24 protein-coding genes are annotated in these 24,745 nt (G+C 70.8%); 13 read left to right on the plus strand and 11 right to left on the minus strand.

Going from position 1 to position 24,745, the window contains the following annotated elements:
* Nucleotides 1–91: 91 nt before the first annotated feature.
* Complete coding sequence (locus LCN96_RS44365) at nt 92–1,099, minus strand: LacI family DNA-binding transcriptional regulator (protein ID WP_225268401.1); 1,008 nt, start codon at nt 1,097–1,099, stop codon at nt 92–94.
* 277 nt (nt 1,100–1,376) lie between these two features.
* Here LCN96_RS44365 and LCN96_RS44370 point away from each other — a divergent pair, with 277 nt between their 5' ends.
* Genes LCN96_RS44370 through LCN96_RS44390 form a run of 5 tightly spaced genes read left to right on the plus strand, consistent with a single transcriptional unit; the run spans nt 1,377 to nt 6,259 of the window.
* The gene (locus tag LCN96_RS44370) at nt 1,377–2,564 is read left to right on the plus strand and encodes a sugar ABC transporter substrate-binding protein (RefSeq protein ID WP_225268402.1); all 1,188 of its coding nucleotides are present in this window, start codon (nt 1,377–1,379) and stop codon (nt 2,562–2,564) included.
* A 12-nt stretch (nt 2,565–2,576) separates the two neighbouring features.
* The gene (locus tag LCN96_RS44375; protein ID WP_225268403.1) at nt 2,577–3,515 is read left to right on the plus strand and encodes a carbohydrate ABC transporter permease; all 939 of its coding nucleotides are present in this window, start codon (nt 2,577–2,579) and stop codon (nt 3,513–3,515) included.
* On the plus strand, nt 3,512–4,363 hold the full coding sequence (locus LCN96_RS44380) for a carbohydrate ABC transporter permease (RefSeq protein ID WP_225268404.1): 852 nt from the start codon (nt 3,512–3,514) through the stop codon (nt 4,361–4,363). The genes LCN96_RS44375 and LCN96_RS44380 overlap by 4 nt, the downstream gene beginning before the upstream one ends.
* Nucleotides 4,364–4,376: 13 nt before the next feature.
* A complete protein-coding gene (locus LCN96_RS44385; protein WP_225268405.1) occupies nt 4,377–5,156 on the plus strand; it encodes a ThuA domain-containing protein in 780 nt (259 codons plus the stop codon).
* Complete coding sequence (locus LCN96_RS44390; RefSeq protein ID WP_225268406.1) at nt 5,153–6,259, plus strand: Gfo/Idh/MocA family protein; 1,107 nt, start codon at nt 5,153–5,155, stop codon at nt 6,257–6,259. Before LCN96_RS44385 ends, LCN96_RS44390 begins: the two co-directional genes overlap by 4 nt.
* A gap of 236 nt (nt 6,260–6,495) precedes the next feature.
* On the opposite strand, the gene LCN96_RS44395 is transcribed toward LCN96_RS44390, so the two are convergent.
* Nucleotides 6,496–7,875 carry a S28 family serine protease gene (locus LCN96_RS44395; RefSeq protein WP_225268407.1) on the minus strand — a complete coding sequence of 460 codons (1,380 nt, stop codon included), beginning with the start codon at nt 7,873–7,875 and terminating at the stop codon, nt 6,496–6,498.
* A gap of 474 nt (nt 7,876–8,349) precedes the next feature.
* Nucleotides 8,350–8,934 carry a TetR/AcrR family transcriptional regulator gene (locus LCN96_RS44400; RefSeq protein ID WP_225268408.1) on the minus strand — a complete coding sequence of 195 codons (585 nt, stop codon included), beginning with the start codon at nt 8,932–8,934 and terminating at the stop codon, nt 8,350–8,352.
* Between the two features lie 89 nt (nt 8,935–9,023).
* Here LCN96_RS44400 and LCN96_RS44405 point away from each other — a divergent pair, with 89 nt between their 5' ends.
* Complete coding sequence (locus LCN96_RS44405) at nt 9,024–9,398, plus strand: DUF4267 domain-containing protein (protein ID WP_225268409.1); 375 nt, start codon at nt 9,024–9,026, stop codon at nt 9,396–9,398.
* 234 nt (nt 9,399–9,632) lie between these two features.
* Here LCN96_RS44405 and LCN96_RS57240 read toward each other — a convergent pair whose 3' ends face one another.
* Nucleotides 9,633–11,489, minus strand: a complete 1,857-nt coding sequence (locus tag LCN96_RS57240; protein ID WP_311132086.1) for a DUF2264 domain-containing protein — start codon at nt 11,487–11,489, stop codon at nt 9,633–9,635.
* A gap of 174 nt (nt 11,490–11,663) precedes the next feature.
* Here LCN96_RS57240 and LCN96_RS44415 point away from each other — a divergent pair, with 174 nt between their 5' ends.
* Complete coding sequence (locus LCN96_RS44415) at nt 11,664–12,746, plus strand: LacI family DNA-binding transcriptional regulator (protein WP_225268410.1); 1,083 nt, start codon at nt 11,664–11,666, stop codon at nt 12,744–12,746.
* Between the two features lie 212 nt (nt 12,747–12,958).
* Here LCN96_RS44415 and LCN96_RS44420 read toward each other — a convergent pair whose 3' ends face one another.
* The 4 genes from LCN96_RS44420 to LCN96_RS44435 all read right to left on the minus strand — a co-directional run bounded on the left by LCN96_RS44420 (nt 12,959) and on the right by LCN96_RS44435 (nt 18,133).
* Nucleotides 12,959–13,777, minus strand: a complete 819-nt coding sequence (locus LCN96_RS44420; protein ID WP_225268411.1) for a hypothetical protein — start codon at nt 13,775–13,777, stop codon at nt 12,959–12,961.
* Between the two features lie 362 nt (nt 13,778–14,139).
* Nucleotides 14,140–15,354, minus strand: coding sequence for a winged helix-turn-helix domain-containing protein (locus LCN96_RS44425; protein ID WP_225268412.1), 1,215 nt, complete (start codon nt 15,352–15,354; stop codon nt 14,140–14,142).
* A gap of 494 nt (nt 15,355–15,848) precedes the next feature.
* Nucleotides 15,849–17,141 (minus strand): alpha/beta hydrolase domain-containing protein, encoded by a 1,293-nt coding sequence (locus LCN96_RS44430; RefSeq protein WP_225268413.1) that lies wholly within the window; start codon nt 17,139–17,141, stop codon nt 15,849–15,851.
* Between the two features lie 356 nt (nt 17,142–17,497).
* The gene (locus LCN96_RS44435) at nt 17,498–18,133 is read right to left on the minus strand and encodes a TetR/AcrR family transcriptional regulator (protein ID WP_225268414.1); all 636 of its coding nucleotides are present in this window, start codon (nt 18,131–18,133) and stop codon (nt 17,498–17,500) included.
* A gap of 136 nt (nt 18,134–18,269) precedes the next feature.
* On the opposite strand from LCN96_RS44435, the gene LCN96_RS44440 reads away from it, so the two are divergent.
* From LCN96_RS44440 to LCN96_RS44450, 3 genes are all read left to right on the plus strand, one after another.
* Complete coding sequence (locus tag LCN96_RS44440; RefSeq protein WP_225268415.1) at nt 18,270–19,448, plus strand: NAD(P)/FAD-dependent oxidoreductase; 1,179 nt, start codon at nt 18,270–18,272, stop codon at nt 19,446–19,448.
* Nucleotides 19,449–19,512: 64 nt separating this feature from the next.
* Nucleotides 19,513–20,724: a cytochrome P450 gene (locus tag LCN96_RS44445; protein ID WP_225268416.1), complete on the plus strand. Its 1,212-nt coding sequence runs from the start codon at nt 19,513–19,515 to the stop codon at nt 20,722–20,724.
* Nucleotides 20,725–20,752: 28 nt separating this feature from the next.
* Nucleotides 20,753–20,947 carry a ferredoxin gene (locus tag LCN96_RS44450; protein ID WP_225268417.1) on the plus strand — a complete coding sequence of 65 codons (195 nt, stop codon included), beginning with the start codon at nt 20,753–20,755 and terminating at the stop codon, nt 20,945–20,947.
* 118 nt (nt 20,948–21,065) lie between these two features.
* Here LCN96_RS44450 and LCN96_RS44455 read toward each other — a convergent pair whose 3' ends face one another.
* Nucleotides 21,066–21,539, minus strand: coding sequence for an RrF2 family transcriptional regulator (locus tag LCN96_RS44455; RefSeq protein WP_225268418.1), 474 nt, complete (start codon nt 21,537–21,539; stop codon nt 21,066–21,068).
* A gap of 84 nt (nt 21,540–21,623) precedes the next feature.
* Between LCN96_RS44455 and LCN96_RS44460 the strand changes: the two genes are divergently transcribed.
* Entirely contained in the window at nt 21,624–22,367 is a 744-nt protein-coding gene (locus LCN96_RS44460; protein ID WP_225268419.1) for an SDR family oxidoreductase, read from the plus strand.
* A 29-nt stretch (nt 22,368–22,396) separates the two neighbouring features.
* Nucleotides 22,397–23,056 (plus strand): cyclase family protein, encoded by a 660-nt coding sequence (locus LCN96_RS44465; RefSeq protein WP_225268420.1) that lies wholly within the window; start codon nt 22,397–22,399, stop codon nt 23,054–23,056.
* 116 nt (nt 23,057–23,172) lie between these two features.
* Here the strand turns inward: LCN96_RS44465 and LCN96_RS44470 are convergent, their stop codons facing one another.
* Together LCN96_RS44470 and LCN96_RS44475 are read right to left on the minus strand one after the other, a co-directional pair.
* Nucleotides 23,173–23,610 (minus strand): hypothetical protein, encoded by a 438-nt coding sequence (locus tag LCN96_RS44470; protein ID WP_225268421.1) that lies wholly within the window; start codon nt 23,608–23,610, stop codon nt 23,173–23,175.
* Nucleotides 23,611–23,700: 90 nt separating this feature from the next.
* Nucleotides 23,701–24,048, minus strand: coding sequence for a DoxX family protein (locus tag LCN96_RS44475; protein WP_225268422.1), 348 nt, complete (start codon nt 24,046–24,048; stop codon nt 23,701–23,703).
* A 109-nt stretch (nt 24,049–24,157) separates the two neighbouring features.
* Between LCN96_RS44475 and LCN96_RS44480 the strand changes: the two genes are divergently transcribed.
* Entirely contained in the window at nt 24,158–24,715 is a 558-nt protein-coding gene (locus LCN96_RS44480) for a hypothetical protein (RefSeq protein WP_225268423.1), read from the plus strand.
* Nucleotides 24,716–24,745 lie beyond the last annotated feature (30 nt).

The following is a 24,745-nucleotide window of genomic DNA, read 5'->3' on the forward strand; positions in this document are numbered from 1 at the left end:
GCGGCCCCCGGGCACCTTGGGGTGCGTGTGTGAACGCTGAGCGTGGAGTGGCTGAAGAGAACAGGAAATGTCTACTCATTCTGGTCATTTGTCACGAAACAGTGACGGGACCCACGGACTCCCCCGGCACCAGCGTGCACGGGATGAGCGTGTGCGGCGGTGTGTCGGGCACCCCTTCGAGCTGGTCGATGAGCGCGTCAACAGCCAGGCGGGCCAGCTCGCCCGCCGGCGCCGCCATGACGGTCAGCTCGGGCTCGATCATCTCGCCCAGCTCCCGCGTGGTGGACGCCGAGATGACGGACACGTCGCCGGGGATGGCGCGGCCGGCCGCCCGCAGCCCCTTGGCCAGGCCCGCCGAGGCGCCCTCGTTGACGAGGATGACGGCGGTGCGGTCGGGATGCTCCACGCACAGCGTACGCGCGGCCTCCCTCCCGCCGGCCGACGTGCTCTCGACCGCGACGATCACGGGCGGCACGCCGAGCGGCTCGATCGCGTCACGGTAGGCCGACTCGACCCGCATGATGCGGCCGGGCCCCGGGCCGCCCTTGGTGTGCTGGGTGACCAGCGCGATGCGCTCGTGGCCGTAGGAGCGCAGGTGGGCGACCGCCTCGTGGACGGTGGCGGCGAAGTCGATGTCCACGTACGGCAGGTCGTCGTCCTCGGTGCGGCCGATCAGCGCGAACGGCAGGCCGGAGGCGACCAGCCGCTCCACCCGGGAGTCACGGATCTGCACCTCCATCAGCAGCGCGCCGTCCACCAGCCCGCCCGCGAGCAGATGTGACATCTGCTCGTCGTCGTTGACCGGCCACAGCACCAGGTCGTAGCCGCGCGCGCGGGCGCCGTGCGCGGCGCCCATGACGAACTGGATCACCGTGGCGTTCGGCCGCGACTCCAGGTCGGGGTGGAGCAGGGCGAGGATGCGGGTGCGCGAGCTGGCCAGGGCGCGCGCCACGACGTTGCGCCGGTAGTTGAGCTCCTCGATGGCCGCCTCGATGCGGGCCCGGGTCTCCGGCGCGACCCGTTTGGTGCCGTTGAGCACGAAGGACACCGTGGCGATGGAGACGTTCGCCCGCGCGGCGACGTCGCGCATCGTGACCATGGCTGCCCGCTCTTTCCGTGAGGAAGCACTGCGACTATATCTCCAGGCCGCCTTCGGCAAAACGCTTAACTTGTTGTTGACATCACGGACAGATCAGCGCAACATACACAACAAGCGAACGCCGGTTAAGCGCTTTGATCGATCAGTGCCCGCCTGGCTCATCACCTCCATCTCCCCTGCTCGCAAGCCCTCCACTGCCGATTTCCGCGACCCGATCCAACGGGACAGGAGTCATCACATGGAGACAGCGCGGAAGCGCCCGGGAAAGGCGCCGAAAGTGGCTGTCGCGGCGGCGGTGCTCGCTCCTCTCACGCTGACCGCGTGCGGCGGAGCGGCCGCCTCCGGCACGGAATCCCCGAACACGCTGACCATCCAGGACTACTACGACGAGGCCCAGGACCCGATCTACCACTCCTGCGCGCGCGGCACCGGCGTCTCCATCGAGATCAGCCACGTCGCGGGCCCCGGCCTGATCCCCAAGGTGCTCCAGCAGAGCTCCTCCCGCACCCTGCCCGACGTGCTCATGCTCGACAACCCCGACGTGCAGCAGATCGCCGAGTCCGGCGCGCTCTCCCCGCTGTCCGACTACGGCGTCACCGGCGAGGGCATCCTGCCCGCCGTGGTGAAGGCCGGCACGTACGCGGGCAAGCTGTACGGGCTCGCCCCCGCCGTGAACACGCTGAGCATCTTCTACAACAAGGACCTGTTCCGGCAGGCCGGCATCACCACCCCGCCCGCTACCTGGGCCGAGCTGCGCGCGACCGCGAAGAGGCTGACCGGCCAGGGCCGCTACGGCTTCGCGATGAGCACCGTCAACACCTACGAGGGCACCTGGCAGTTCCTGCCGTTCATGTGGGGCAACGGCGGCACCGAGCAGGACATCACGACGCCGCCGACCGTCCAGGCGGTGCAGTTCCTCCTCGATCTGCAGAACGACGGGTCGATGTCCAGGAGCTCGATCATCTGGAGCCAGGACGACGTGATCGACCAGTTCATCGCGGGCAAGGCGGCGATGGTGGTCAACGGGCCGTGGCAGCTGCCCGCCCTGCGGGAGCAGCGCGACCTCGACTGGGGCGTCTTCACGATCCCCAAGCGCGACCCGTCGCAGACCACGGTCGCGCCGCTCGGCGGCGAGGTCTTCACCGTGCCGCGCACCGGGAACCAGGCCAAAATGGCCAAGGCGGGGCAGTTCGTGAAATGCCTCGTCTCCCCCGACAGGCAGCTCCAGTCGGCGCAGGTCAAGCAGATGGTGCCGGCGAACCCCGACGTCGCCGCCCGGGCCGCCGAACAGGACCCGGCGCTCGCCCCGTTCGTCACCACCGTACGGACCGCGCGCTCGCGTACCGCGCTGCTCGGCCCCGACTGGCCGCAGGCGGCGACCAAGATCTACAACGCCGTGCAGATCGCGCTGACGGGCAAGGCCGCTCCCGCCGAGGCCCTGCGCCAGGCGCAGGGCGAGCAGTAAGGAGCACCGTTGATGACCTCAGCCCAGCTGAGCCTGCCGATCGCGGCGGGCGAGCGCCGCACGTCGAGGTGGGCCCGGTTGCTGCGGCGGGCCACGCCGTGGCTGTTCTGCCTGCCCGCGATCGTGTTCGTGGCGATGTTCTTCGGCTATCCGATCGTGCAGAACGCCGTCATGAGCTTCCAGGAGTACACGACCGCGACGTTCTACAGCGGCCGGGCGCCCTGGGTGGGTGTGGCCAACTACGCGACGATCCTGTCGAGCTACCTGTTCACGACGACCCTGGTGAACACCGCGCTGTTCACGATCGGGTCGATCACCTTCCAGTTCGTGATCGGGCTGGCGCTGGCGCTGTTCTTCAAGCGCAACTTCCCGCTCGGCGGGTTCCTGCGGGCCATGCTGCTGCTGCCGTGGCTGATCCCGCTGATCGCCTCCAGCGCCGTCTGGAAGTGGCTGCTCGACCAGGAGAGCGGCGCGCTCAACCAGTTCCTCGGCCTGTTCGGGGTGCCGGCGGTGCCCTGGCTGGTCGATCCGACGCTCGCGCTCATCGGCGTGATCGGGGTGAACATCTGGCTGGGCATCCCGTTCAACGTCGCCATCCTCTACAGCGGGCTGCAGGCGGTCCCGAAGGAGTTGTACGAGGCGGGGTCGCTGGACGGGGCGACCGGGTGGAAGGCGTTCCGGCACATCACGTGGCCGAACCTGCGGCCCGTGGTCAGCGTCGTGATCGTGCTCGGCGTGGTGTACACGCTCAAGGTCGTCGACATCATCCTCGGCCTGACCGGTGGCGGCCCGGCCAACTCCACGCAGACGCTGGCGACGAACGCGTACAACAAGTCTTTTGTGGAGTTCGACTTCGGGCAGGGTGCCGCGATCAGCAACGTGCTCATCGTCGTGTCCCTCGTCTTCGCCCTGGTCTACCTGTATCTCACGCGCCGGGAGCCGACCGAATGAGCCTCAACATCCCGCTCGTGCCGAGAGCCGCGCGCAGGAACCTCGACCTGCGCCGGCTACCCTTGACCGCCCTGGGCGTCCTCTTCCTGGCCGTGATGCTCTTCCCGGTCTACTGGATGGTCAACAGCAGCCTGCAGTCCAGCTCCGGTGCCACCACCAGAGACTGGTTCCCGCTCGACGCCACGTTCTCCGGCTACGAGAAGGCCATCACCGAGCAGGGCCCGAACTTCGTCACCAGCCTGCTCATCGCCCTCGGCACCGTCGTCCTCACCCTGATCATCGCCACCCCGGCCGCCTACGGCCTGTCCCGCATCCGCTCGCGCGGCGCGAGCGCGTTCGTACTGGTGCTGCTGATCACGCAGATGATCCCCGCCATGGTCATCGCGAACGCGCTCTACCCGCTGTTCAACTCGCTCTTCCTGATCAACAACGTCTTCGGCCTGATCCTCGCCAACACGGCCGCGGGCATCCCGTTCGCGGTGCTGCTCATCCGGGCGTTCATGGGATCCATCCCGCGGGCGCTGGTGGAGGCGGCGATGGTGGACGGGGCCGGTCACCTGCGGGCGTTCGTCTCGATCGTGGTGCCGATCAGCAAGAACGCGATCGTGACGGCCGCCCTGTTCACGTTCCTGTCGGCGTGGAGCGACTTCCTGTTCGCCCTGACCCTGACCAGCACGCCGGAAGTCCGGCCCATCACCCTCGGCATCTACGACTACATCAGCGCGAACACGCAGGACTGGGACACGGTGATGGCCACGGCGGTGCTCGCCTCCGTCCCCGCGGCCCTGCTCCTGATCTTCGCGCAGCGTTACATCGCGGCAGGCGCCGTCGCCGGCGCCGTCAAGTGAGGAGTTCCCTGATATGACGATCCGTGTCCTGGTGTGGGGCGAGAACCGCCACGAGCAGGCCGAGCCCGAAGTCGCCAAGATCTACCCGGACGGCATGCACAACGCCATCCGGCGGGGGGTGGAGGCCCGGCTGGGCGAGCGGGCGACCGTACGGACCGCCACCCTTGACGACCCCGAGCACGGGCTCACCGAAGAGGTGCTCGCCGAAACCGACGTGCTGACGTGGTGGGGGCACGCCGCCCATGGGGAGGTGGCGGACGAGGTGGTGGAGCGCGTGCACCGGCACGTCCTGTCGGGCATGGGGTTGCTGGTGCTGCACTCCGGCCACTGGTCGAAGATCTTCACCAAGCTGATGGGCACCACGTGCACGCTGCGGTGGCGCAGCGAGAACGACCGCGAGCTGATCTGGACGGTCGCGCCGAGCCACCCCATCGCGCGCGGCGTCCCGCACCCGATCGAGATCCCCGCCCAGGAGATGTACGGGGAGCAGTTCGACATCCCGACGCCCGACGAGCTGATCTTCATCAGTTCGTTCAGCGGGGGTGAGGTGTTCAGGAGCGGGTGCACGTTCCGGCGGGGCAATGGCAAGATCTTCTACTTCAGCCCCGGGGATCAGGACTATCCCGTCTATCACCACCCCGACGTGCTGCAGGTCATCGCCAACGGCGTGGAGTGGGCGGCCGGGGATCCGGGGCGGCGGGAGTTGCCCACCTTGCTGCGGTACGAGGTGGGCGACTTCTTCAACGGGCACGGGTACCGGGGGGCGATGCACAACAAGGAGGGCGCTCAGTGAGTGGGCGGCCGGTGCGAGTGGTGCAGGTGGGGGCCGGGGCCATGGGGGCGGCCTGGCTGCGTACGCTGGCCGGAGCCGAGGAGGTCGAGGTCGTGGGGGTGGCCGATCTGGATGTGGGGCGGGCGGAGGCCGCCGTACGCGCGGCCGGCCTCACGGGCGCCGGGGTGAGCGGCGGCCCGGTCAGGGTGGCCGGTTCGCTCGGTGAGCTGCTCGCCGTGGTCGACGCCGACGCGGTCGTGAACGTCACCATCCCGGCGGCGCACAGCACGGTCAACATCGAGGCGCTCTTCGCCGGCCTCCCCGTCCTGTGCGAGAAACCGGCCGCCCCGACCCTCGCCGAAGCCCTCGTCCAGGCCGCAGCCGCCGAGGCCACCGGCCGGCTCCTGATGATCAGCCAGTCCCGCCGCTACTTCGCCGCCCTGACCACCTTCCGCGACCGGATCACCCAACTCGGCGCCCCCGGCCTGCTCACCACCGACTTCTTCCGCGCCCCCCACTTCGGCGGCTTCCGCGACGAGATGCCCCACCCCCTCCTGATCGACATGGCCATCCACGCCTTCGACGCCAGCCGCTTCCTGCTCGGCGCGGAACCGGTCTCGGTCGTGTGCGAAAGCTGGAACCCCGCCTGGAGCTGGTACCAGGGCGACGCGTCGGCCACCGCCACGTTCCTCTTCTCCGACGGCACCCGATACGTCTTCACCGGCAGCTGGTGCGCGGAGGGCCGGGACACGTCCTGGAACGGCGAATGGCGAGCCGTCGGCGCCGGCGGCACCGCCACCTGGGACGGTGAGGGACGCGTCACCTCCAGCGCGGCGGGGGTGGAGGAGGAGGTCCCGCCGGGCGCGCACGAGCAGATCGCCGGCGCGCTCGTCGAGTTCGTGGGCGCGGTCCGGACGGGCGCGGAGCCGGCCGGCTCGATCAAGGGCAACCTGCGCAGCCTGGCCATGGTGGAGGCGGCCGTCCGGTCGGCCGAGACCGGTGAACGGGTGAACATCGGCGCGTTGCTGGAACAGGCTTATGAGGAGGCACTCGCCTTGCCGGCGCGGGAGGAGATCAGGCAGCAGCTGAAGTCGTGGGGCGCGGCGGCGACCATCCTCAGCTGAGCTCCTCGCCGCGGCTGTGGTCGTGGCTGTAGTCGTGGCTGTGGTTGCGGCTGTGGTTGCGGTCGCGGCTGCGGCTGCGGCTGCGGCTGCGGTCGCGGCTGCGGTCGCGGCTGCGGCTGGAACTAGGACTAAGACTGGGGCTGAGGCCGGGACGCCTGCTGTGGCGTGCAACGCGGGCGTGGGTCACGGATGCGTTCAGAACCCAACCCGTGACCCACGACGCGTCACCCGGCTACTCAGCGGACGTGATGACGATCAGGCAACATGGGATCGTCCGGCAGTGGCGCCGCCTCCGGAAGCCGCCGAGCCGGAGCCACCTCGGCCCACCGCAGCAACGTATCCGTCGCCGCCACCCGATCAGCCTCGGACAACAACGCGATGGACGCCCCATGGTTGGCGCCCGGCGCCACGTACAGATGGGAATCGCGCCTGCTCGGCACGAACCGCTCAGCACTCCACGGATCATTCTCACCGTAGACGAACAACATCCGCTCCGACCGCGTACGCACCCAGAGGTCCACGTCCAGCATCGGCCGCGGATCGTGCCGGGAGCGCAGCTCCACGGGAAGCACCGAGTTGGGCTGGTAGAGCCCCCGATACCGGGTCAGCCCGCGCAGGTGCCGGAAGGCGAGGTCGGGCCAGCCGAGCTGGGTGGCCGCCTGGTAGTAGTACGGCGCGTAGTACTCCATGCCCTGGTCGGTGTAGAAGCTGAACGAGGCGACGTTGTCGATCCAGGCGTACAGTTCCTCGTCCGTGGCGGTCGCGGGCGGCACGGACGCGCAGTCGGCCACGCCGGAGTACTGCCAGAACGCCCACGCCGTGTCCAGGATCGTCATCTCGAACGACCGGTCGGCGCTGCCCAGCGTTCTGGCGAAGGTGTAACCGTTGCGCGCGGCGTCCGCCTCCAGCAGCGCCACCATCCGCGCGCGCCGCTTGAGCGCCTCACGCTGCACGTCCTCCAGCGCGGTACGGCAGGACTCGGTGCCGACGCGGGCGAAGAAGCGGTCGTAGGCGTGGTCCAGCGGGTTGATCGGGTCGTTCGGCGCGACGTAGGCCACCACGCCGTCCACATCGTCGGGATAGAAGCGGCGGTGGTAGACGGAGGTCATCCCGCCCTTGCTCACGCCCGTCTGGATCCACTTCCCGGAGTAGATCGTCCTGAGCGCCTGCACGATCCGGTGCTCGTCGGTCGCCTCCTGCCAGATGGTCAGATCGTGCCAGTCAGCCGGGGACGGGCGGGAGGAGCGGAAGAACCGGTGCTCGACGGACACCTGGTTGCCGTCGATCAGGCGGGTCGGCTCGGTACGCGAGGCCGTCGGGTTCACCGGCAGCCCGTACCCGCTGGTGGCGAGCACGACGGGCGCCTGCTCCGAGCGGTGGAGCAGGGTGAGCCGCTGCTGGAAGGTGCCCGCACCGGGGTCCCGGTGGTCGGCGGGCTGCGTGTAGCTCAGGACGAAGAACCGATAGCCCGCCGGCTGGGTCTCCGACACGACGGTCAGTCCGGTGATGGCCTTGAGCCGTTCCAACAGATCGTCCTGGGCCGCGGCGGTGGCCGAGGCGGCGGGCAGGACGAGAGCCAGCAAGGCCGCCAGGGCGGCCAGAAACCGTAATCGCACGGTACGCACTCCTTCGGAGGAGGACCGGTTTCGCCCGAACGTATACCGATCATGCCCCTCCGACCACCCCACCCCTGACACCCGAACCTGCGGAAAGCCCGCCAGGCTTATTCGGGCGGTCGAGGACGACTCGCGCAATGATCGTGAGTATCACGGCGAGAAGCGTCCCCCGTGGATTCGCGGAGGCTCCCTTGACAGGCAGCGATGCCCTGAGGGGCCCTACCCTGCCCTGCCCATGACCCCATGCATGGAACCCGGACATCGTCGCCAGCCGAAGCACGCCCATCCATCACCCCGATGCGCCAGCCGAAGCACCTCAGCTCATCACTCGGCGCGCAAGCCGAGCCACCCCTACCTCATCACCCAGCGCGCAAGCCGCAGCACATCATCCTCCTCACCCAGCGCGCAGCCCGCCGCCCCACACCAACCCCATCACCCAGCGCGCAAGCCGAGGCCCCCACACCAACCCCATCATCACGTGGTGAAGCGCGACAGAAGGATGGCGAGCCTGCGCTCATGACCATGAGCCGGCAGCCTTCCTGAGCGCATGAGCGTCGCCAGCCCATGCAGCGCCGCCCAGAACGTCTCGGTCAGCACCCCCACCCCCTCCTCATCACCATCGTCATCCGCATACGGCCGAACGGCCTCAGCCAGCTCCCCCCACGCCGCCCACAAGGCAGGCGGCGCGTCAGGATCGGCGAACGGCAGATCCACCCGCTGATGAAACATCGCGTCATAAAGCGCCGGCCGCCACCCAGCGAACGCCGTATACGCCCGCGCGACGCCCTCCAGAGCCCCGGCCGCGTCCACCGCCTCCATACGGGCAGCCCGCAACTCCTCACCCAGGCTGGCGAACCCCTCCACCGCCACAGCGGTCACGATCGCGTCCTTGCCCTTGAAGTGGCTGTAGAGCACCGGCTGGCTGTACTCGACCCGCTCAGCCAGCCGCCGCGTCGTCACCGCCTCCCACCCCTCGGCCTCGGCCAGCTCCCGAGCCGCCGTAATGATCATCTTCTCCCGCTCGGCCCGCACTCGCTCCCGGCGCGTCTGCATCGACATGCCTCCAAATCTAGCACCGCTAGCGATTCTGTCACCGCTAGTGCTAGCGTTGCTCCTATTCCTAGCACTGCTAGCACTTAAGGACGGACATGCTCACTTACGCTGCCTACGGCCTGGCCATCGCCCTCAATCTGCTGGTGCTGTTCATCGGCGCCCGCTTCCTTCTCGCACCGCGCCCCGCAGCCGCCGGCTACGGCGTCCCCGCCAAGGAGGACGGCGACCCGGCCTTCCTCACGATCAAGGGACTGCGCGACGGCAGCTTCGGACTGCTCGGCCTGGCACTCCTGGCCTTCGTCGGCCCGCTGGCCGCCGCCTGGTTCATGGTGGTCGTCGCCCTGGTGCCGTTGGGGGACACGGTGATCGTGCTGCGGCATGGGGGGACGAAGGCGGTGGCGTTCGGCATCCATTTCGCGACCGCCGTGGTCGTGCTCCTCAGCGCCGCCCTGCTCTTCGCCGTCAGCTGAGGAACTACCCAGCGCCGCGCCCTGCCTGCCGCGCCCTGCCCGCCGCGCCCTACCCGCGAGACCATACGCAACGCGATCACCCCCCACTCCCCCACCATCAGCCCCCAACCGCGCGCACCATCACACCGCCGCCACAGGCGCCGCCCACCCCCGCCATCGCCCGAAGACCACCCCCACCGGCGGACCCTCAACTGGCGCAGCACCCTCCCCTCCAGACAGCCCTCTCGGGCCCGGCTACGATCGCGGCTCCGTGCGATCCCGACGACCCACCACCGGCACCTCGCCCCCCATGTCCACCATCACCATCCCGCCCCCGACCAGGGACACGACAACCACATCCCCTTCCTCCACCCGGACAACGGGAACAGGCGGCCCTTCCTCCGGCACACCACCCAGCCAGACAAGGCTCACATAGAGCGCAGTGCCACCCGGGTGACCCGCCGCCAAGACATACGGCGTAGCGGAGTAATGCCCGTACGCATTGGTACCCACAGACGTGACCACGCCCGTACTCGTAAAACCATGCAGAGCACGGACAGCACTGGTCAGCCCATCCGGACGCCCGGCAAGCGCCAGACCAGCCTCCTCCCGCAGCGCCGGCTCAGCCATCGCGGCCAGGGCATGGCCACCATCCCGCACCTGATGCCCGCTCGGCGCCGTAACCCGGTGAATCCTGATCTCCGCCGCCCCGTCCACCACGGACGCGGTCACAACACGCACCGGACCATCCTGGTAAGCAGAGGCGGCGAAGCGGTCGGAAGCGGCGAGCGGCTCGATGTGACGGCGCAGCGAGGCGGTACCGTCAGAGGCGATGACGGTCACGCGGTTGTCCACGTCCTGCGCCCGCTCCCCCACCTCCGGCCCCGTGTGGCTGGTGTAGGCGAGCTTGGTGTAATACGGGTCAGGAGCACCATCGGGCGGCTGGACGCGGTCGCGGTCGCTGCCGTGGTTGACCAGGCGGACGACGCCATCCGCGCTGGTGGTGTGCAGGAGCCAGCCGGGAGCGGGCATGGTCAGCGACTGGTCGGCCAGCTCGACGGGCGCGGCCTCCTCGGGTGCCGTCCAGACGGGGTGGCCGGCCGGAAGCAGGAGGCCGAGGAACGCCTTGCTGGCCCAGTACGGCGACGCCGGCCCCGAGTAGGACTGGGCGATGGGCGGGAACGCGTCGTACCAGCCGATGGTGAGCAGGCCGCGCTCGTCCGGCGCGCCGCGCTCGGCGAAGTGGCGCAGCACGCGGCCGGCGATGCGGCGGGTGCGGCCGGGCGGGAGGGGCGTCGCGCCGGTGAGCGCGCCCAGCCACAGCGGCGCCACCGTCGCGAACCGGTACGTCAGCGAGCGCCCCTGGTGCACGGGCCCGCCGTCGGCGGCGAAGAAGTGCTGGTACTGCTCGAGGAAGCGGCGCAGCCGGCCCGCGTACAGCTCCTGCCTGGCCGTGTCACCGCTCATCCTGGCCCACAGCGACGGATACAGGTGCAGCGCCCAGCCGCAGTAGTAGTCGAAGTTCTTGCCCTTGCCGTCGGAGTACCAGCCGTCGCCGACGTACCACTCCTCGATGCGGTCCAGGCCGCCGCTGATCTCGGACGGTTCGTACGGCCCGCCCACCTCGGCCAGGAACTGCTCGACGATCACCCGGAACAGCACCCAGTTGTTCTCCGGCGTACGCCGCCCCACGAACCCGGCCAGCCACTCCACCACCCGCTCCCGCTCCCCCTCCGAGAGCCGGTCGAACAGCCACGGCCGCGTCTCGTGCAGCGCCAGCGCGATCGAGGCCGCCTCGACGAGCTGCTGCGACATGTCCGTGAGCGCGGGCCACGCGTACGGGTGCGCCGGATCGGTACCCGCGATCAAACCGCTCGCGTACCGCTCCAGCAGCGCCGGCGGCACGTCGCCGCGCGCTCCGGCGATCCTGAACGCGGCGAGCAGGAACGTGCGCGCGTACCCTTCGAGGCCGTCACTCACCGGCCCCGACCTGCTGGCCGTGCCCGGCAGGCGGTATTGGGCGAAGCCGTCGGTCGCGTACGGCAGCACGGAGTTCAGCAGGTGGTCCGCCGTGGCTTCCCAATGCTCTCGGGTACGGTGCTCATCAGGCATAAAGCGGATACTAGGCCACTAAGTCGGGGAAATAGAGACTTATCCGCCATCTAGTAGTAAGCGTTTAACCTCTGCTCCTCGCCTCGGCATGGCGGGAAACGAGTTGACGCCGCGACGGCCAGGCGGAAACATCGCGTGTAAGCGGTTTACCCATGTGTTTCACCGGGAGGTGGCATGGTCCGGCGTGCGACGTCCGACAGCGGGGAGCGGCGGCCGACGACGATCCGTGACGTGGCCGCGCACGCGGGCGTGTCCGTGGCCACGGTGTCCCGCATCCTGTCGGGCTCCTACCCCAGCGCCCCGGCCACCCGCAGCAAGGTCATGAAGGCGGTGCGCGAGCTCGACTACGTCGCCAACGCCAACGCCCGCAACCTCGCCGGAGCCAGCAGCCGCAGCGTCGCCATCATCGTCAACTCCGTCGTGTCCCCGCACTACGCCCACGTCGCCCAGGGGGTGCAGACGCAGGCGGCGCTCGAGGGCAAGCTGTGCATCGTCGGCACCACCGGCGGCGATCCGGAGCGCGAGCTGGCCACCGTCCAGCTCATGCGGCAGGAGCACGCCGAATGCGTGATCCTCGTCGGGAACGTCGTCAACAACGACGCCTACCGCGAACGCATGGCCGACTACGCCCGCGCGCTCGCCGCGGCCGGCTCGCAGCTCGTCCTGTGCGGACGTCCCACGCTCGGGCCGGACGTGCCGGCCCTCGTCGTCGAGTACGACAACACCGGCGGCGCCTACGCCATCACCAGCCACCTGCTCTCGGCAGGGCACCGGCGCATCCTCTTCCTCGGCAGGCACGAGGGCTACACCACCTCCGACAGCCGCATCACCGGCTACCGCAACGCCCTCGCCGACCACCGCGTCCCGCACGACCCGGGCCTGGAGGTCGACGGCACGATGGAGCGCAGCGAGGGGTACCGCATGATCCGCGAACGCCTCGCGGCCGGCCCGCCCGACTTCACCGCCGTCTTCGCGGGCAACGACCTCATCGCGGCCGGCGCCCGCCAGGCGCTGCGCGAGCAGGGGCTTCGGGTGCCTGATGACATCTCCATGGTGGGCTTCGACGATCTGCCGCCGTCCGTGGACATCGACCTCACCACCGTGCATGTGCCGCACGAGGAGCTGGGGCGGACTGCGGTGCGGCTGGCACTCGAACGGCGGCAGGACAAGGGGGCGGCGCCGGCTCGGCATGTGTTGCTCGGGACGCACATCATCGTTCGGGATTCTGTGCGGCCGTTGCGGGTTGAGCTGGGGTGAGCCCCGGCTGTGGCGGGGTGCCGGGGCTCGGTGGGTGCTGCTGAGGGTGGGTACGCTTCCGGACTCAGCCGGGGGCGCCGTCAGTCGGGTTCGACGTCGCCGAGCCAGATGTAGCCGTTGTCGACGTCGAGCCAGGCGTTCTCCGAGGTGCTCGGGCCGATCGCGTTCGCTACTTGCTGGACGATGTACGAGGCCGGGTAGGCGGTGGTTGCCTAGTCGCTCGATGCGGTGGTGGAGGGCGCGGAGAGGTCGCCGGTGGTCATGTCGGTGTAGACGTCGTGAGCCGCCGAATCGCCGGAGGTGTCGTTGGCCTCATTCGTGTCGCTGGGCGACATCTCGCCGATGAACGTGTCGCCGGACGCCGGCTCGCCAGACGCCAGCTCGCCAGGCGCCAGCTCGCCGGACGCCAGCTCGCCGGACGCGGTTTCTTCGGCCGCCATTTCGGCGGCGGCCGCGGCAGCAGCCATCATGGCGGCCTCTTCTGCGGTTGGCTCGGCGTAGCCGGGCATCTCTCCATCGGCCATCTCGCCGTCAGCCGCGGCGACACCCGCAGGCATCTCTGCATCGGCCATCTCGCCGTCGGGCGCGGCGACACCCGCAGGCGTCTCGCCATCGGGCATGGCGTCCTCAGCCATCTCGCCGGACGTGGCACCACCGGGCATCGTCCCGGCGAGCCCCGCCGCCTCCTCATCCGTCATCTCGACGTAGCCGGTCGTCTCGTCGTACTGCACCGCCTCGCCGTACTCCATGCGATCGACGATGTCGTACGCCGGCCCGGGACCGGCCCGCACCGGCGCGCCCTCGGGGTCGGCCACCCGGAGGTCGTCGTCGTCCGGCACCGGCTGGGCGGCCTGGGCTGGTCCGTGGCCCACGCCTACGTCGGCCTGGGACCGTACTTGACCCGCGTCCACGTCGGCCTGCGCCCGCACTTGACCCGCGCCCACGTCGGCCTGCGCCGTCGCCGCCGCGCCGAGCAGGCCCGTTACGCCCACAGCGCCGACGACGGCGAACTTGGTGATGGTGGTCCGCATCTCGGGTACCCCCGATTCCTGCTTCCTCGCGACCGCCGTTCCCGAAGTGGGAGAGCCGTCGCCTTGCAGTCACCTGTCGAGCTGCCCTCGGCCGGGAGGTCCCATCCCGCTCTGGCGTCAAAACCGGCCCAACTGCTCCTGCGGCTCATCCGTACCGACCGCCTCAACCGCCCTGCGGCTGGGAGCTCCGCCGGGGCCTCGCCGAGGCCGGTAGCACGGTACACAGTGCGCTCGTCCGCCTGACTGCACACCACCGGCCCGGGCCGGCGCATCTGTCGCGTTCTGGTGAGGCTGCTGTTCGGGCGCGAGGTAGGCAGGCAGGTGTGACAGCGGCCGCTACCGTCGTGCTCTCAAGCCACGCATCACCCCAGGACAGCGCCCCGCCACGGCGCTGTCACCTTCTCTCCATGGACGACCTCACGGGCGCCGGCGAACGCGGCCAGATCGGTGATCGCCTTCGCGACGGCCCGGACGGTGCTCGGGTCGGTGGTGGTGTCCTCCGGGAAGACGCCCTCGATCTCCAGCACCCCGCGCCGCCGGTCCATGCGCGGGACGAGCCGCCCGATCAGTCGCTCCCCGTGCAGGATCGGCATGATGTAGTGGCCGTACTGCCGCTTGTGCTTGGGGACGTACATCTCCGTGCGGAACGCGAACCCCCACAGGCGCTCGGTGCGCTCGCGATCGCAGATGAGGTTGTCGAACGGCGACAGGAGCGTGGTGTGCGGTTGCCAGGCGTCGCGTTCCAGCAGAGCGAGGGCGTCCACGTGCGCGTACCAGGTCTCGTCGCCGCCCTCCACCGCGACGGGGACGATGCGCTCCGAGCGGTGCAGGGCGGCGAGCACCTCGGTGAGGCCCGGGTAGCGGCTGCGGGTGAAGTGGTTCTCGATGTCGGGGGCTCGGGCGACGCCGAGGGCGCGCAGGGCGTGCTCGGTCGCCAGGGTCACCGCTGCTTCCTGGGAGAGCGGCTCGGCCTGCGTCCAGCCGGGGAGCCAGCGCTCGGCCAGGTCCCAGTGGCGGGTGCGGCCCTGCCTGGCGGCCACCATGATGTGGCCCTGGGTCCACAGGAAGTCCAGCATGCGTTCGACGTTGCGGCCGTTGGTCCAGCCGCTGGACTTCCACGGCACGGCGGCGAGGTCCTCGAACGCGCCCGGCGGGAGCGGGCCCGCCTCGCGCAGGCGGTCGAGCACGTGGCGACGTAAGACGTCGTTGGCTTCCAGCCAGCCGTGCACCATGCGGGCGTAGTCGGACTCGCCCTCGGCGTAGCGGCGCATCATGAGGTGGTGGATCGGGTAGTCCTCGGCCAGCACGATCGAGGCGGCGTGGGCCCAGTATTCGAACAGCCAGCGCTCCTGCCACAGGAGCGTGTCGAGGTCGGCGGGGCTGTAGTGGCCGGCTCGGCTCCAGAGCACGAGGAGGTGGCTGCGGGCCACCGCGTTGACGGGGTCGAGCTGCAGGCAGCGCAGGCGGCTCAGGATCGAGCGCAGGCCCTCCAGGTCACCGGTGGGGCGGGGGCCGGCCAGGTGCTGGCACATCACGGCCAGTCGTCGCGCCGACTCCAGGGTGAGGGTTAGGGCCACGAGGTGGGAGCGTAATCGAAAAGGCGTTCGATGGCAAAGTGGCTCAGGGGTTGTCGCGTTGCGGTGCAGAGGTGACGACGCAAGGGGGTGTGAGCGGCGTGGAGGGCTTGGGCGCGGGGCACACGGGGCGGTGATGTGCGGGGCGCAGGGGGCGGTGATGTGCGGGCCACAGGAGGCGGTGATGCGCGGGCCACAGGAGGCGGTGATGTGCGGGGCGCAGGGGGCGGTGATGTGCGGGCCACAGGGGGCAGTGTGCGCGGCGCATGGAGGCGGGGTGCAGAGGGCGCGAGGGCAGGGTGCGCAGGGTGCGGTCGCGGGACGCGGGGGTGCGGAGGACTCAGCGCGGTGGGCGCGAGGGCGCCGGGAGGCGAGTGCGCAGGTAGATGCCCGGCGCCCGCTCGGGTGACTCGGGGCCGGCCGGGAAGGCCGTCTCGCCGTTCCATCGGTACTCGGAGCTGGGGCCGGAGGCTTGGGATCGCCGCGCCGTCCGCCTGTCACGGCCGGGTGTCGATGAGGTTCTGGCGGGCGTCGCCGGGGAGCAGGTAGCCGGCCTTCACGTTGTGGGCGTCCGCGCGGACGACCGCCGCCACGTAATGGCCGTGGGTCGGGTACAGCCGGTCGAGCTGCTCCTGAGTGAACGGGATGTGCGTGCCGAACAGTACGCAGAACGTCTCGCCGGAGTTGTCGCCCGTGTTCAGCGCCCTGGGCGCCACCACCTGCGACAGCCGGATGCCCCCACGCGCCAGCCCCAGCTCGTCGCGCGCTTTGGTTCCGTCCGGGGCGAACTCCAGGGGCTGTGCGCTGGGCGGGGCGACGCCACGCCGCGCCCAGCGGGTGAGGTGGTCGTAGGCGGCGGCCAGGACGTGGTGCAGCGGCACGCGGCTGAAGGGCGGTCTGGCGCACGTGTACGTCGGCGCGGCCCCGAGATCGCGGGTGAGCAGCGGGACTCGGGCGTTGTAGCCGTGCCAGCCGGAGTGTGCGCTGCCGGCCACCTCCCAGCGGCGGAACCGCTCGGTGTCCGGAGGCCGCACGGGCGAGCGCACGTCCGTCTCCGACAGCACCTGGAAGACCGGCTCCGCGCCGGCGCGGGTGGGGGCCGGGCCGACGATCTGGCCGTAACCGTCGAAGACGCTCTCTAGGTGCGGCAGCACGGCGTCGTAGTAGACGGTCAGCCGGCCGGCCGACTGCGAGGCGCCGACGGCCAGCACCGTGTTCGCGCGCAGGCGGCCCAGGAGGGAGGGGCGGGCGGATGCCTTGATGGCCTTGGCCGCCTGGGAGAACACGTCGTAGGAGAGCTGGTCGGTCATGAACTGGCCGCCGCCCGTGACGTCGAGGGTGCCGTATCGGGCGGGGCTCCACTGGCGGAGCTGGTTCACGCCCACGCGCTGGGCCGAGACGCCGACCCACGCGTAGCCGGCGCGGGTGAGCTGCTCGGTGCTCCACAGGGCGTCCAGGTCGTAGCCGGCGGTGACGTTCTGCCACTCCATCAGTACGGTGCCGTTGAAGGTGGCCTGGATCGCCGGGCGGCGGACGATCACTCTGGTTCGGTACGGCACGTCGGAGGCGAGCAGCTCGCCCGTGGTGGTGTAGGCGTCGGCGTTGCCCGAGAGGTGGAACTCCTGCTCGACGTAGCCGCGTTCGCGCAGGTCGGCGTCGGTGGCCAGCCAGGGGTAGGTCTGGGAGATGTCCGGTGAGGCGGGGTCGCCCGGTAAGACGCCCGGCAGCGGGCCTTCCACCGTCGGCACGTCCACCAGGCCGGCCGCGATGGGGTGGGCTCCCGAAGCCACCGTTGCGGCCCTTGCGGCCGACGCGACCGTTTCAGCCGGAGCGGTTGCTGTGGCGAAAGCGGTCCTAGAGGTTGCTGTGGCAAGAGCGCTCGCAGCGGGGGTCGTTGCGGCCGAAGCGGTAGTCACGGCGGAAGCGGTAGTCACCGCCGATGCGGCGGGAGTGACCGCAGCCTGAGCCGCCGACGCGGGAAACAGGCTCGCGGCGAGCAGCGCCGCACCCGCGACCCGTGCCACTCGAGGGAGGGAAAATGCCGCCATCGCGCGATCTCCTTCCAGGGGCCCGGCAAGTCGGCCACCCCCGATGATCCCCCGCCCGGCAGCCCACGCGCATCGGCACAATCACCGGCGCACCGCGATCAAGCAGACGGCCGCCCCTCGATGCCATAAAGCGCGTGAAACAACGGCCACGTCAAAGCCGCCATCTCCCCCGCAGACCGCCGACACCCCCCTTGCAACCACTCAGCCGCCACCCCGATCAAAGCCCCCGCCGTAAAAGCGGCCGGCACATCAAGCGGCAACCCCAACGCCGACCCCACCAGATCCCCCGCGTCCCCCCTCTCCACCGCCTCCCGCAGCCGCTCCTCGATGGCCACAGTGCTGCGCCGCCGGATGTGATCGGCCACCCGCGCACTCCCCTGCGGCCCCAGCAACGCCCGATAGAGCCCCGCGTGCTCGGCGAGGCTGGCGAAAAAGGCCTCCAGCGACTCGGTGGCCTCCTGCCCTGGATCGGCCGCGTTGAAGTCACCGGGCAGGGACTCGATCAGCCGGTCGATCATCGCGGTGCAGGCGGCCTCCGCCAGCTCGTGCACGTCGCGGTAGTGGTCGTAGAACGTCGAGCGGCTCACCCCGGCGAGCTCGGCGACGTCGGCGACGGTGACGCGGGACAGGTCCTGCTCCTCGACGAGCTGGAGCAGCGCCCGTGCCAGGGCCGCCTGGGTGCGGCGCACGCGGCGGTCGCCCGTGGGGGTGCTGCTTGCTCTGCTCGTGACCACGGATTCACCCTACCGTCTGACTACATGTGCAGGTTTTCCTACAGATGTAGGGTAATCTGTGGGCGACACGAGGGAAAGGACTACGACCTATGCGGGTTTCTGCAGGTAGGACGGCCTCTCACCGGAGCGGGGCGGCGTGACTCCGTCCGGCAGCGTTCTGATCGTCGGCGCCTCCGCCGCCGGCCTGAGCACGGCCGAGGCGCTGCGGCGCCAGGGTCACCAGGGGCGGCTCACGCTGCTCGACGCCGAGCCGCACCTGCCGTACGACCGGCCGCCGCTGTCGAAGCAGGTCCTGGCCGGCGACTGGGAGCCGGCCCGCGCCCAGCTCCGCACGCAGGCGCAGCTGGAGGCGCTGGCCACGGAGTTCGTGCGGGGCGAGGCCGCCGTCTGTCTGGACGCCGCCGCCCGCGAGGTGCGCACGGCCACCGGCCGGGTGCTGCGCGGCGACGCCGTCGTCATCGCCACCGGCCTGACCCCGTGCCGGCTGCCGGGGCAGCAAGGGCTGGCGGGGGTGCACGAGCTGCGCGGCCTGGACGACGCGCTCACCCTGCGCGCCCACCTGACCGCCGCCAAGCGGCTGGTGGTCGTGGGTGAGGGCGTGCTGGGCGGGGAGCTGGCCGCGACGGCGCGCAAGCTGGGGCTGGACGTCACGCTCGTCGGCCTCGGCCCGGCGATCCTGGCCGAGCAGCTCGGCGGCACCGTCTCCGAGCTGCTCACCCGCACGCACGCGGAACGCGGGGTCGAGCTGCGGCTCGGCGTCGCGGTCGAGGAGCTGGCGTCCGCCGGCGGCCGGGTCACCGGGGTCCGGCTGGCCAGCGGCGAGCTGTTGCCCGCCGACGCGGTCGTGGTGGCCATCGGCTCGCGCCCGGCGACCGGCTGGCTGGCGGGCAGCGGGCTCACGCTCGGCGACGGCGTCGAGTGCGACTCGCGCTGCAGCGCCGCCGAGGGGGTCTACGCCGTCGGCGACGTGGCGTCCTGGCGACACGAGGGGCTCGGCAGGCGGCTGCGCCTGGAGAACCGCACCAACGCCACCGAGCAGGCCCAGGTGGTGGCCGCCAACGTGCTCGGCGCCGACCGCCCGTACGAGCCGATCCCGTACTTCTGGACCGACCAGTACGACATCAAGATCCAGGCGCACGGCCTGCCGTCGGCCACGGCCGAGGTGAGCATCGCGGAAGGCGACCCGGAGCAGGGCCGCTTCGCCGCGCTCTACCGGGAGGACGGCCAGGTCACCGGCGTCCTGGGCTGGAACATGCCCAAGCAGGCACGCGTACTGAGACAGCAGCACCTCGCCGCCCGGCCTGTCACCGCGTAAGGCCGGGCACGACACGGGCCGCCCGGCGGGCGGCCGAACGATCCGCGCACGAGGAGAATGTCGAATGAGTGTGAACGAGCAGGTCCTGAGCTATCCGATCCCCAACGACGCGGCGCTGGACCCGCCCGCGGAGTGGGCCGAGCTGCGCGGCGGGTGCCCGGTGGCGCACGTCAAGCTGCCCAGCGGCGACTCGGCGCGGCTGATCACCCGCTACGAGGACGTCAAGCAGGTGCTGGCCGACCCCCGCTTCACCCGTCAGCTCACCGCCCCCGACGCGGCCCGGCTGTCGGCCGACGGCGGCGGGGTGTTCAACAGCGACGTGGCCCAGATCATCCCCGACAGCGGTGACGGGCACCTGCACTGGCGGCGCCTAGTCGGCAAGTGGTTCACGGCCAAGCGCATGGCGGCCATGCGGCCGCGCATGGCGCAGATCGCCGAGGACCTCATCGACGACCTGGTCAAGCGCGGCGCGCCCGGTGACCTCAGGGCGGCGCTGGGCTTCCCGCTGCCGGTGTACGTGATCTGCGACATGCTCGGCGTGCCGGCCGAGGACCGTGACAGGTTCTCGTACTGGTCGGACACGCTGCTCAACCTGACCCGCTACGGCAAGGACGAGATCGAGGCCGCGCAGGCCGAGTTCTTCCAGTACATGTCGGACCTCATCACCGCCAAGCGCGCCGAGCCGGGCGACGACCTGCTCAGCGAGCTGCTCGCGGCCGGCGGCCCCGACGACGGCGGGCTGGCCGACCTCCAGATCATCGTCACGGGCATGGCGCTGCTGGTCGCTGGCCACGAGACCACCGCGAACATGATCGGCAAGATGGTCTCCATGCTGCTGGCCGACCGCGCCCGCTGGGAGGCGCTGCTGGCCGACCCGTCGCTGATCCGCACGGCCGTCGAGGAGACGCTGCGCCTGGACGCCAACTCGGGCTTCGGCCTGCCCCGCTACCTGCCCGTGGAGGCGGAGATCGGCGGCGAGACCCTGCCCAAGGGCACGACGGTGATCTGCAGCATGGCCGCGGCCAACCGCGACGAGAGCGCCTTCGAGGGCGCGGCCGAGATGGACCTGACCCGCAGCCCGAACGCGCACTTGGCCTTCGGCTCCGGCGCCCACTCCTGCCTGGGGCAGTCGCTGGCCCGCACCGAGCTGCAGGTCGTGCTGGAGGTGCTGCTGCGCAAGCTGCCGGGGCTGGAGCTGGCCGTGCCGGTGGCGGAGCTGGAGCGGGTGGAGGGGCTGGCGGTCGGCGGCCTGCGTACGGTGCCGGTCCGCTGGTGACAGCGATCAACGAGGAGGGAACCCCGAGATGAAGGTCACCGTCGACGAGGACAAGTGCTGCGGCGCCGGCTCGTGCGTGCTGCTCGCGCCCGAGGTGTTCGACCAGCGTGAGGAGGACGGCATCGTGGTCCTGCTGAACGCCGAGCCGGGCGAGGACCAGCACGCCGTGGTCCGCGAGTCCGCCGCGGTCTGCCCCGGCGCGGCCATCGAGGTCAGCGAGTAACGCGGCACTGATTCCAGGCGCACGTGCGGGAAGGACCGCCCGTGCGCCTTTCTCATGCGCGGCCTCCCTGGCACGCACTCGCGGCCTCCCACGCACTCATGCGCGGCGTCCCGGGCTCTCAGGCGCGCCCTCCCAGACGGGATCTCGTGCGCTCAGGAGCGTACGCGGGCAGCTCGGCGAGGATGTCGGCCAGCGAGACCGCGGCGAGGCTGGCCCGCCACGCCCGGTGCGCGTCGGCCATCTTCTCCGCCAGGACACACGCGCGCCGGCACTCCTCGGGCGGCAGCGCGCCCCGCCCCTGCTGGCGGATCTCACGGCACTCGTACGGCATAGACGCGCCGTCGACCGCCTCGACGATCTGCAACATCGTGATCTCGGCAGCCGCCCGGGCCAGCCGGAACCCGCCTCTCGGCCCGGTCGTCGCCGCCAGCACCCCGGCCCTGACCAGCGCCTGGAGCTGCTTGGCGAGGTAGGGCGCGGGCAGGTCGTAGTAGTCGGCGAGCTGCGCCGCGGACGCGGTGACCCCGGGCTCCAGCTGGGCCAGCGACGTCGCGCAGTGCAGCAACCATTCGGTGCTCACAGGCAACTTCACACCCGACAGCATATCGCGGATATTGCGGATCTATTTAGTCCGAGATACGGTCGGAGCGAGACGGGGATCGAGAAGGAGATCGTCATGCGAATCGCCATTGCCGGCGCCACCGGGAACATCGGCGCCCTGACCACCGCCGCCCTCGAACGGGACGGCCACGACGTGGTGCGCATCAGCCGCTCACTCGGTGTGGACCTGGTGACAGGCGAGGGGCTCGACGCCGCGCTCGCCGGGGTGGACGCGGTGGTCGACGCGGTCAACGGCCAGGGTGGCACGCGGGAGGAGACGGTGGCCTACTTCGCGGCCACCACGCGCAACCTGCTGGCCGCCGAGGAGCGGGCCGGCGTGCGCCACCACGTGCTGCTGTCGATCGTGGGCGTGCACCGGGTGACGGGCAACGCCCACTACGCGGGCAAGCGCGAGCAGGAACGCCTGGTGGAGGCGGGGCCGGTGCCGTACACGATCGTGCCGGCCACGCAGTTCCACGACTTCGCCGCGATGGTGGCGAGCTGGACGGAGCAGGACGGCGTGGCCCCGATCGCGCCGCTGCTCGTGCAGCCGATCGCGCCGGCCGACGTGGCGGAGGTGCTGGCCGAGATCGCACTGGGCGACCCGAAGGGCCGTTACGCCGACGTCGCGGGCCCCGAGCCGCAGGACCTGGTGGACATGGCCCGGCGGACGCACCAGGCGCGCGGGCGCGAGGTGAAGCTGGTGCCGACGTGGTCGGGCCTGTTCGGCACGGAGATGGCGGGGAACGTGCTGCTGCCGGGCGACGGTGCCCGCCTCGCACCGACCACCTTCGAGGAGTGGCTCGCCGGGCAGCGATAACGTGGTGCGGTGGAGCATGGAGGGCTGAGATGAACGAAGTGGTGGATCTGTCGCACGTGGTCGAGCACGGCATGATCACTTATCCCGGGCTGCCCGGGCCCGAGATCGCCGACCATCTCTCCAGGGAGGCGTCGCGCGGCGCGTACGCGCCCGGCACGGAGTTCCAGATCGGCCGCATCGGCATGGTGGCGAACACCGGCACCTACCTCGACACGCCGTTCCACCGCTACCCCGACGGCACGGACCTCAGCGAGATGCCGCTGGCGAGGCTGGTGGGCCTCGAAGGGGTGCTGGTGTCCGTCGGGGAGCCGAGGGCGATCGGGCGCGAGGCGTTCGACAAGCTGGAGGTCCGCGGCCGGGCGGTGCTGGTGCACACCGGCTGGGACCGGCACTGGCGCACGGAGCGGTACGGGCACGCGTCGCATCCGTTCCTGACCTCCGACGCCGTCGAATGGCTGGCCGAGCAGGGCGCCGCGCTCGTCGGCATCGACTCGGTGAACATCGACGACGTCGGCGACCCGGCCCGCCCCGCCCACACGAAGCTGCTGGCGGCCGGGATCCCGGTGGTGGAGCACCTGACCGGGCTGGAGCGGCTGGCGGGCCGGTCGTTCGAGTTCCACGCCGCCCCGCCCGCCGTCAAGGGCATGGGCACCTTCACCGTACGGGCGTACGCGGTGCTCCGGGGCTGACAGCGGGGCCGGGTGGTCCTGGTGAGCTGCGCTGCTCGGCGTACTGCCTGGCATCCAAGGCGATCAGCCCGGCCAGGACCAGCACCAGGCCGCCGAGCGGTGGGTGTCCACCCGCGTCAGAAGTACTGCTTGACGCGGAACTCCCGGACGAAGAGCGGCTCCGAGGCGCGGCCGAGCACCTTGACCTTCCTGAGGTGGGTGGCCTTGTCGATGGTCACCTTGACGCACTTCATGTGCACCTCGTGGTGCCCGGGAGGCGCGTACCGGGAGATGATGATCCCCCGCCTGCCGAATCCCCGCTCCGACAGCCCCACGCCTACCTCACGGTAGCTGCGCCAGGAGCCCTTCAGCGGGAACGCGGTGGAGCCGACGATCGCGTGGTTGGAGTCGTCGGGGCAGTGCAGGAGCACCCGGATGACGTCGTTCTGGTGGGGGGCGTACGGCGTGATGAAGAAGGATGTGAGCTTGCGCCACGGCGGCGTCTCCGCGCGGGCGGCTCCGGTGTGAGCGGCGAGGAGGGCGGCGGTGGCCGCCAGGCCGACGATGGCTCGCATTCGCCCTCCTCGCACGGTGTGACCAGGCTTTTTCTCATTGTGGTGACTCCACCGTCACCTGGGGTGACGCCACGCCGGTGGCGTTCCTGCTCAGGCCGCCAGCCCGAGCAGGAACGCGCCCACCACCGGGGCCAGGTAGAGCAGCGGGAACGGGAGGTGGCCGTACGAGCGGGCCCTGGCCACGGTGACGACGGCACCCGTGAAGTACACGGCCAGGCCGATCGTGGCCAGGACACCGATCACCGGCACGAAGAGCCCGACCAGCAGGCCGAGTGCGCCGGCGGCCTTGGCGGTGCCGAGCCACGGCCACCAGCGGCGGGCGACGCCGTACTCGGCGAGGGGCTCGACGACCCACTTGGCGCGCATGAAGACCGACAGGGCCGAGAAGCCCACCCAGAGGGCGGCCAGGACGGTGACGATGGTGTAGGCGGTGGTCATCGGGTGCTCCTTCAATGCGGTTTTCGATGCCTTCACCGCCTTGACCCCTGGCATCGGGAATGTGTGACAGCCTCGCCGCCACGCATCACATCGACGTAAAATGCCCGGTATGCGACGTTTGAGCAGCACGGTGGTCGTGGTGGCGGGGGAGGGAGCCGCCGGGGTGGTCGCGGGGCTGGACAGGCTGCACAACGTACGGGCGATCAGCCGGGGTGAGCGCAGCGCGGCCGAGGTGATGGAGCTGGCCGGGCGGTCGGCGGCCACCTATGTGGTGCACGACGCCGATCCGCTGGCCGACGTGGCGGCGGCGTGGGCCGCCTACTTCGACGGCACCGGGGTGGTCGGGGCGCTGGAGGTGGCCATCGAGGCGGCTCTGGGCGAGCTGCGGGGCGGGCGGCTGGTGTTGCCGGACTACTACCTGGTGCTGGAGCCCGACGAGTTGTCCCAGACGTGGCGGCACTGGTGGCTGGGGGTGCTGGCGGGGGTGGCGCCCGTCCGGGTGGTGCCGGTGAGTGCGTCCGCGGGGGCGGTCGCGCAGGAGCTGGGGCGGTTGGCTGCCGGGCGGTGGTGGCCCGCCGATCTGGAGGCGTGGTTGCGTGCGCTGCCCAAGGTGGTGCCCGACCAGGCCGGTCTGCCCACCGCCGCCGCCATCGCCACCCCGGCCTGACCCGCCAGTCCCCGGCCGGACTCCGCTTCC

Source organism: Nonomuraea gerenzanensis, assembly GCF_020215645.1.
Taxonomy (GTDB): Bacteria; Actinomycetota; Actinomycetes; order Streptosporangiales; family Streptosporangiaceae; genus Nonomuraea; species Nonomuraea gerenzanensis.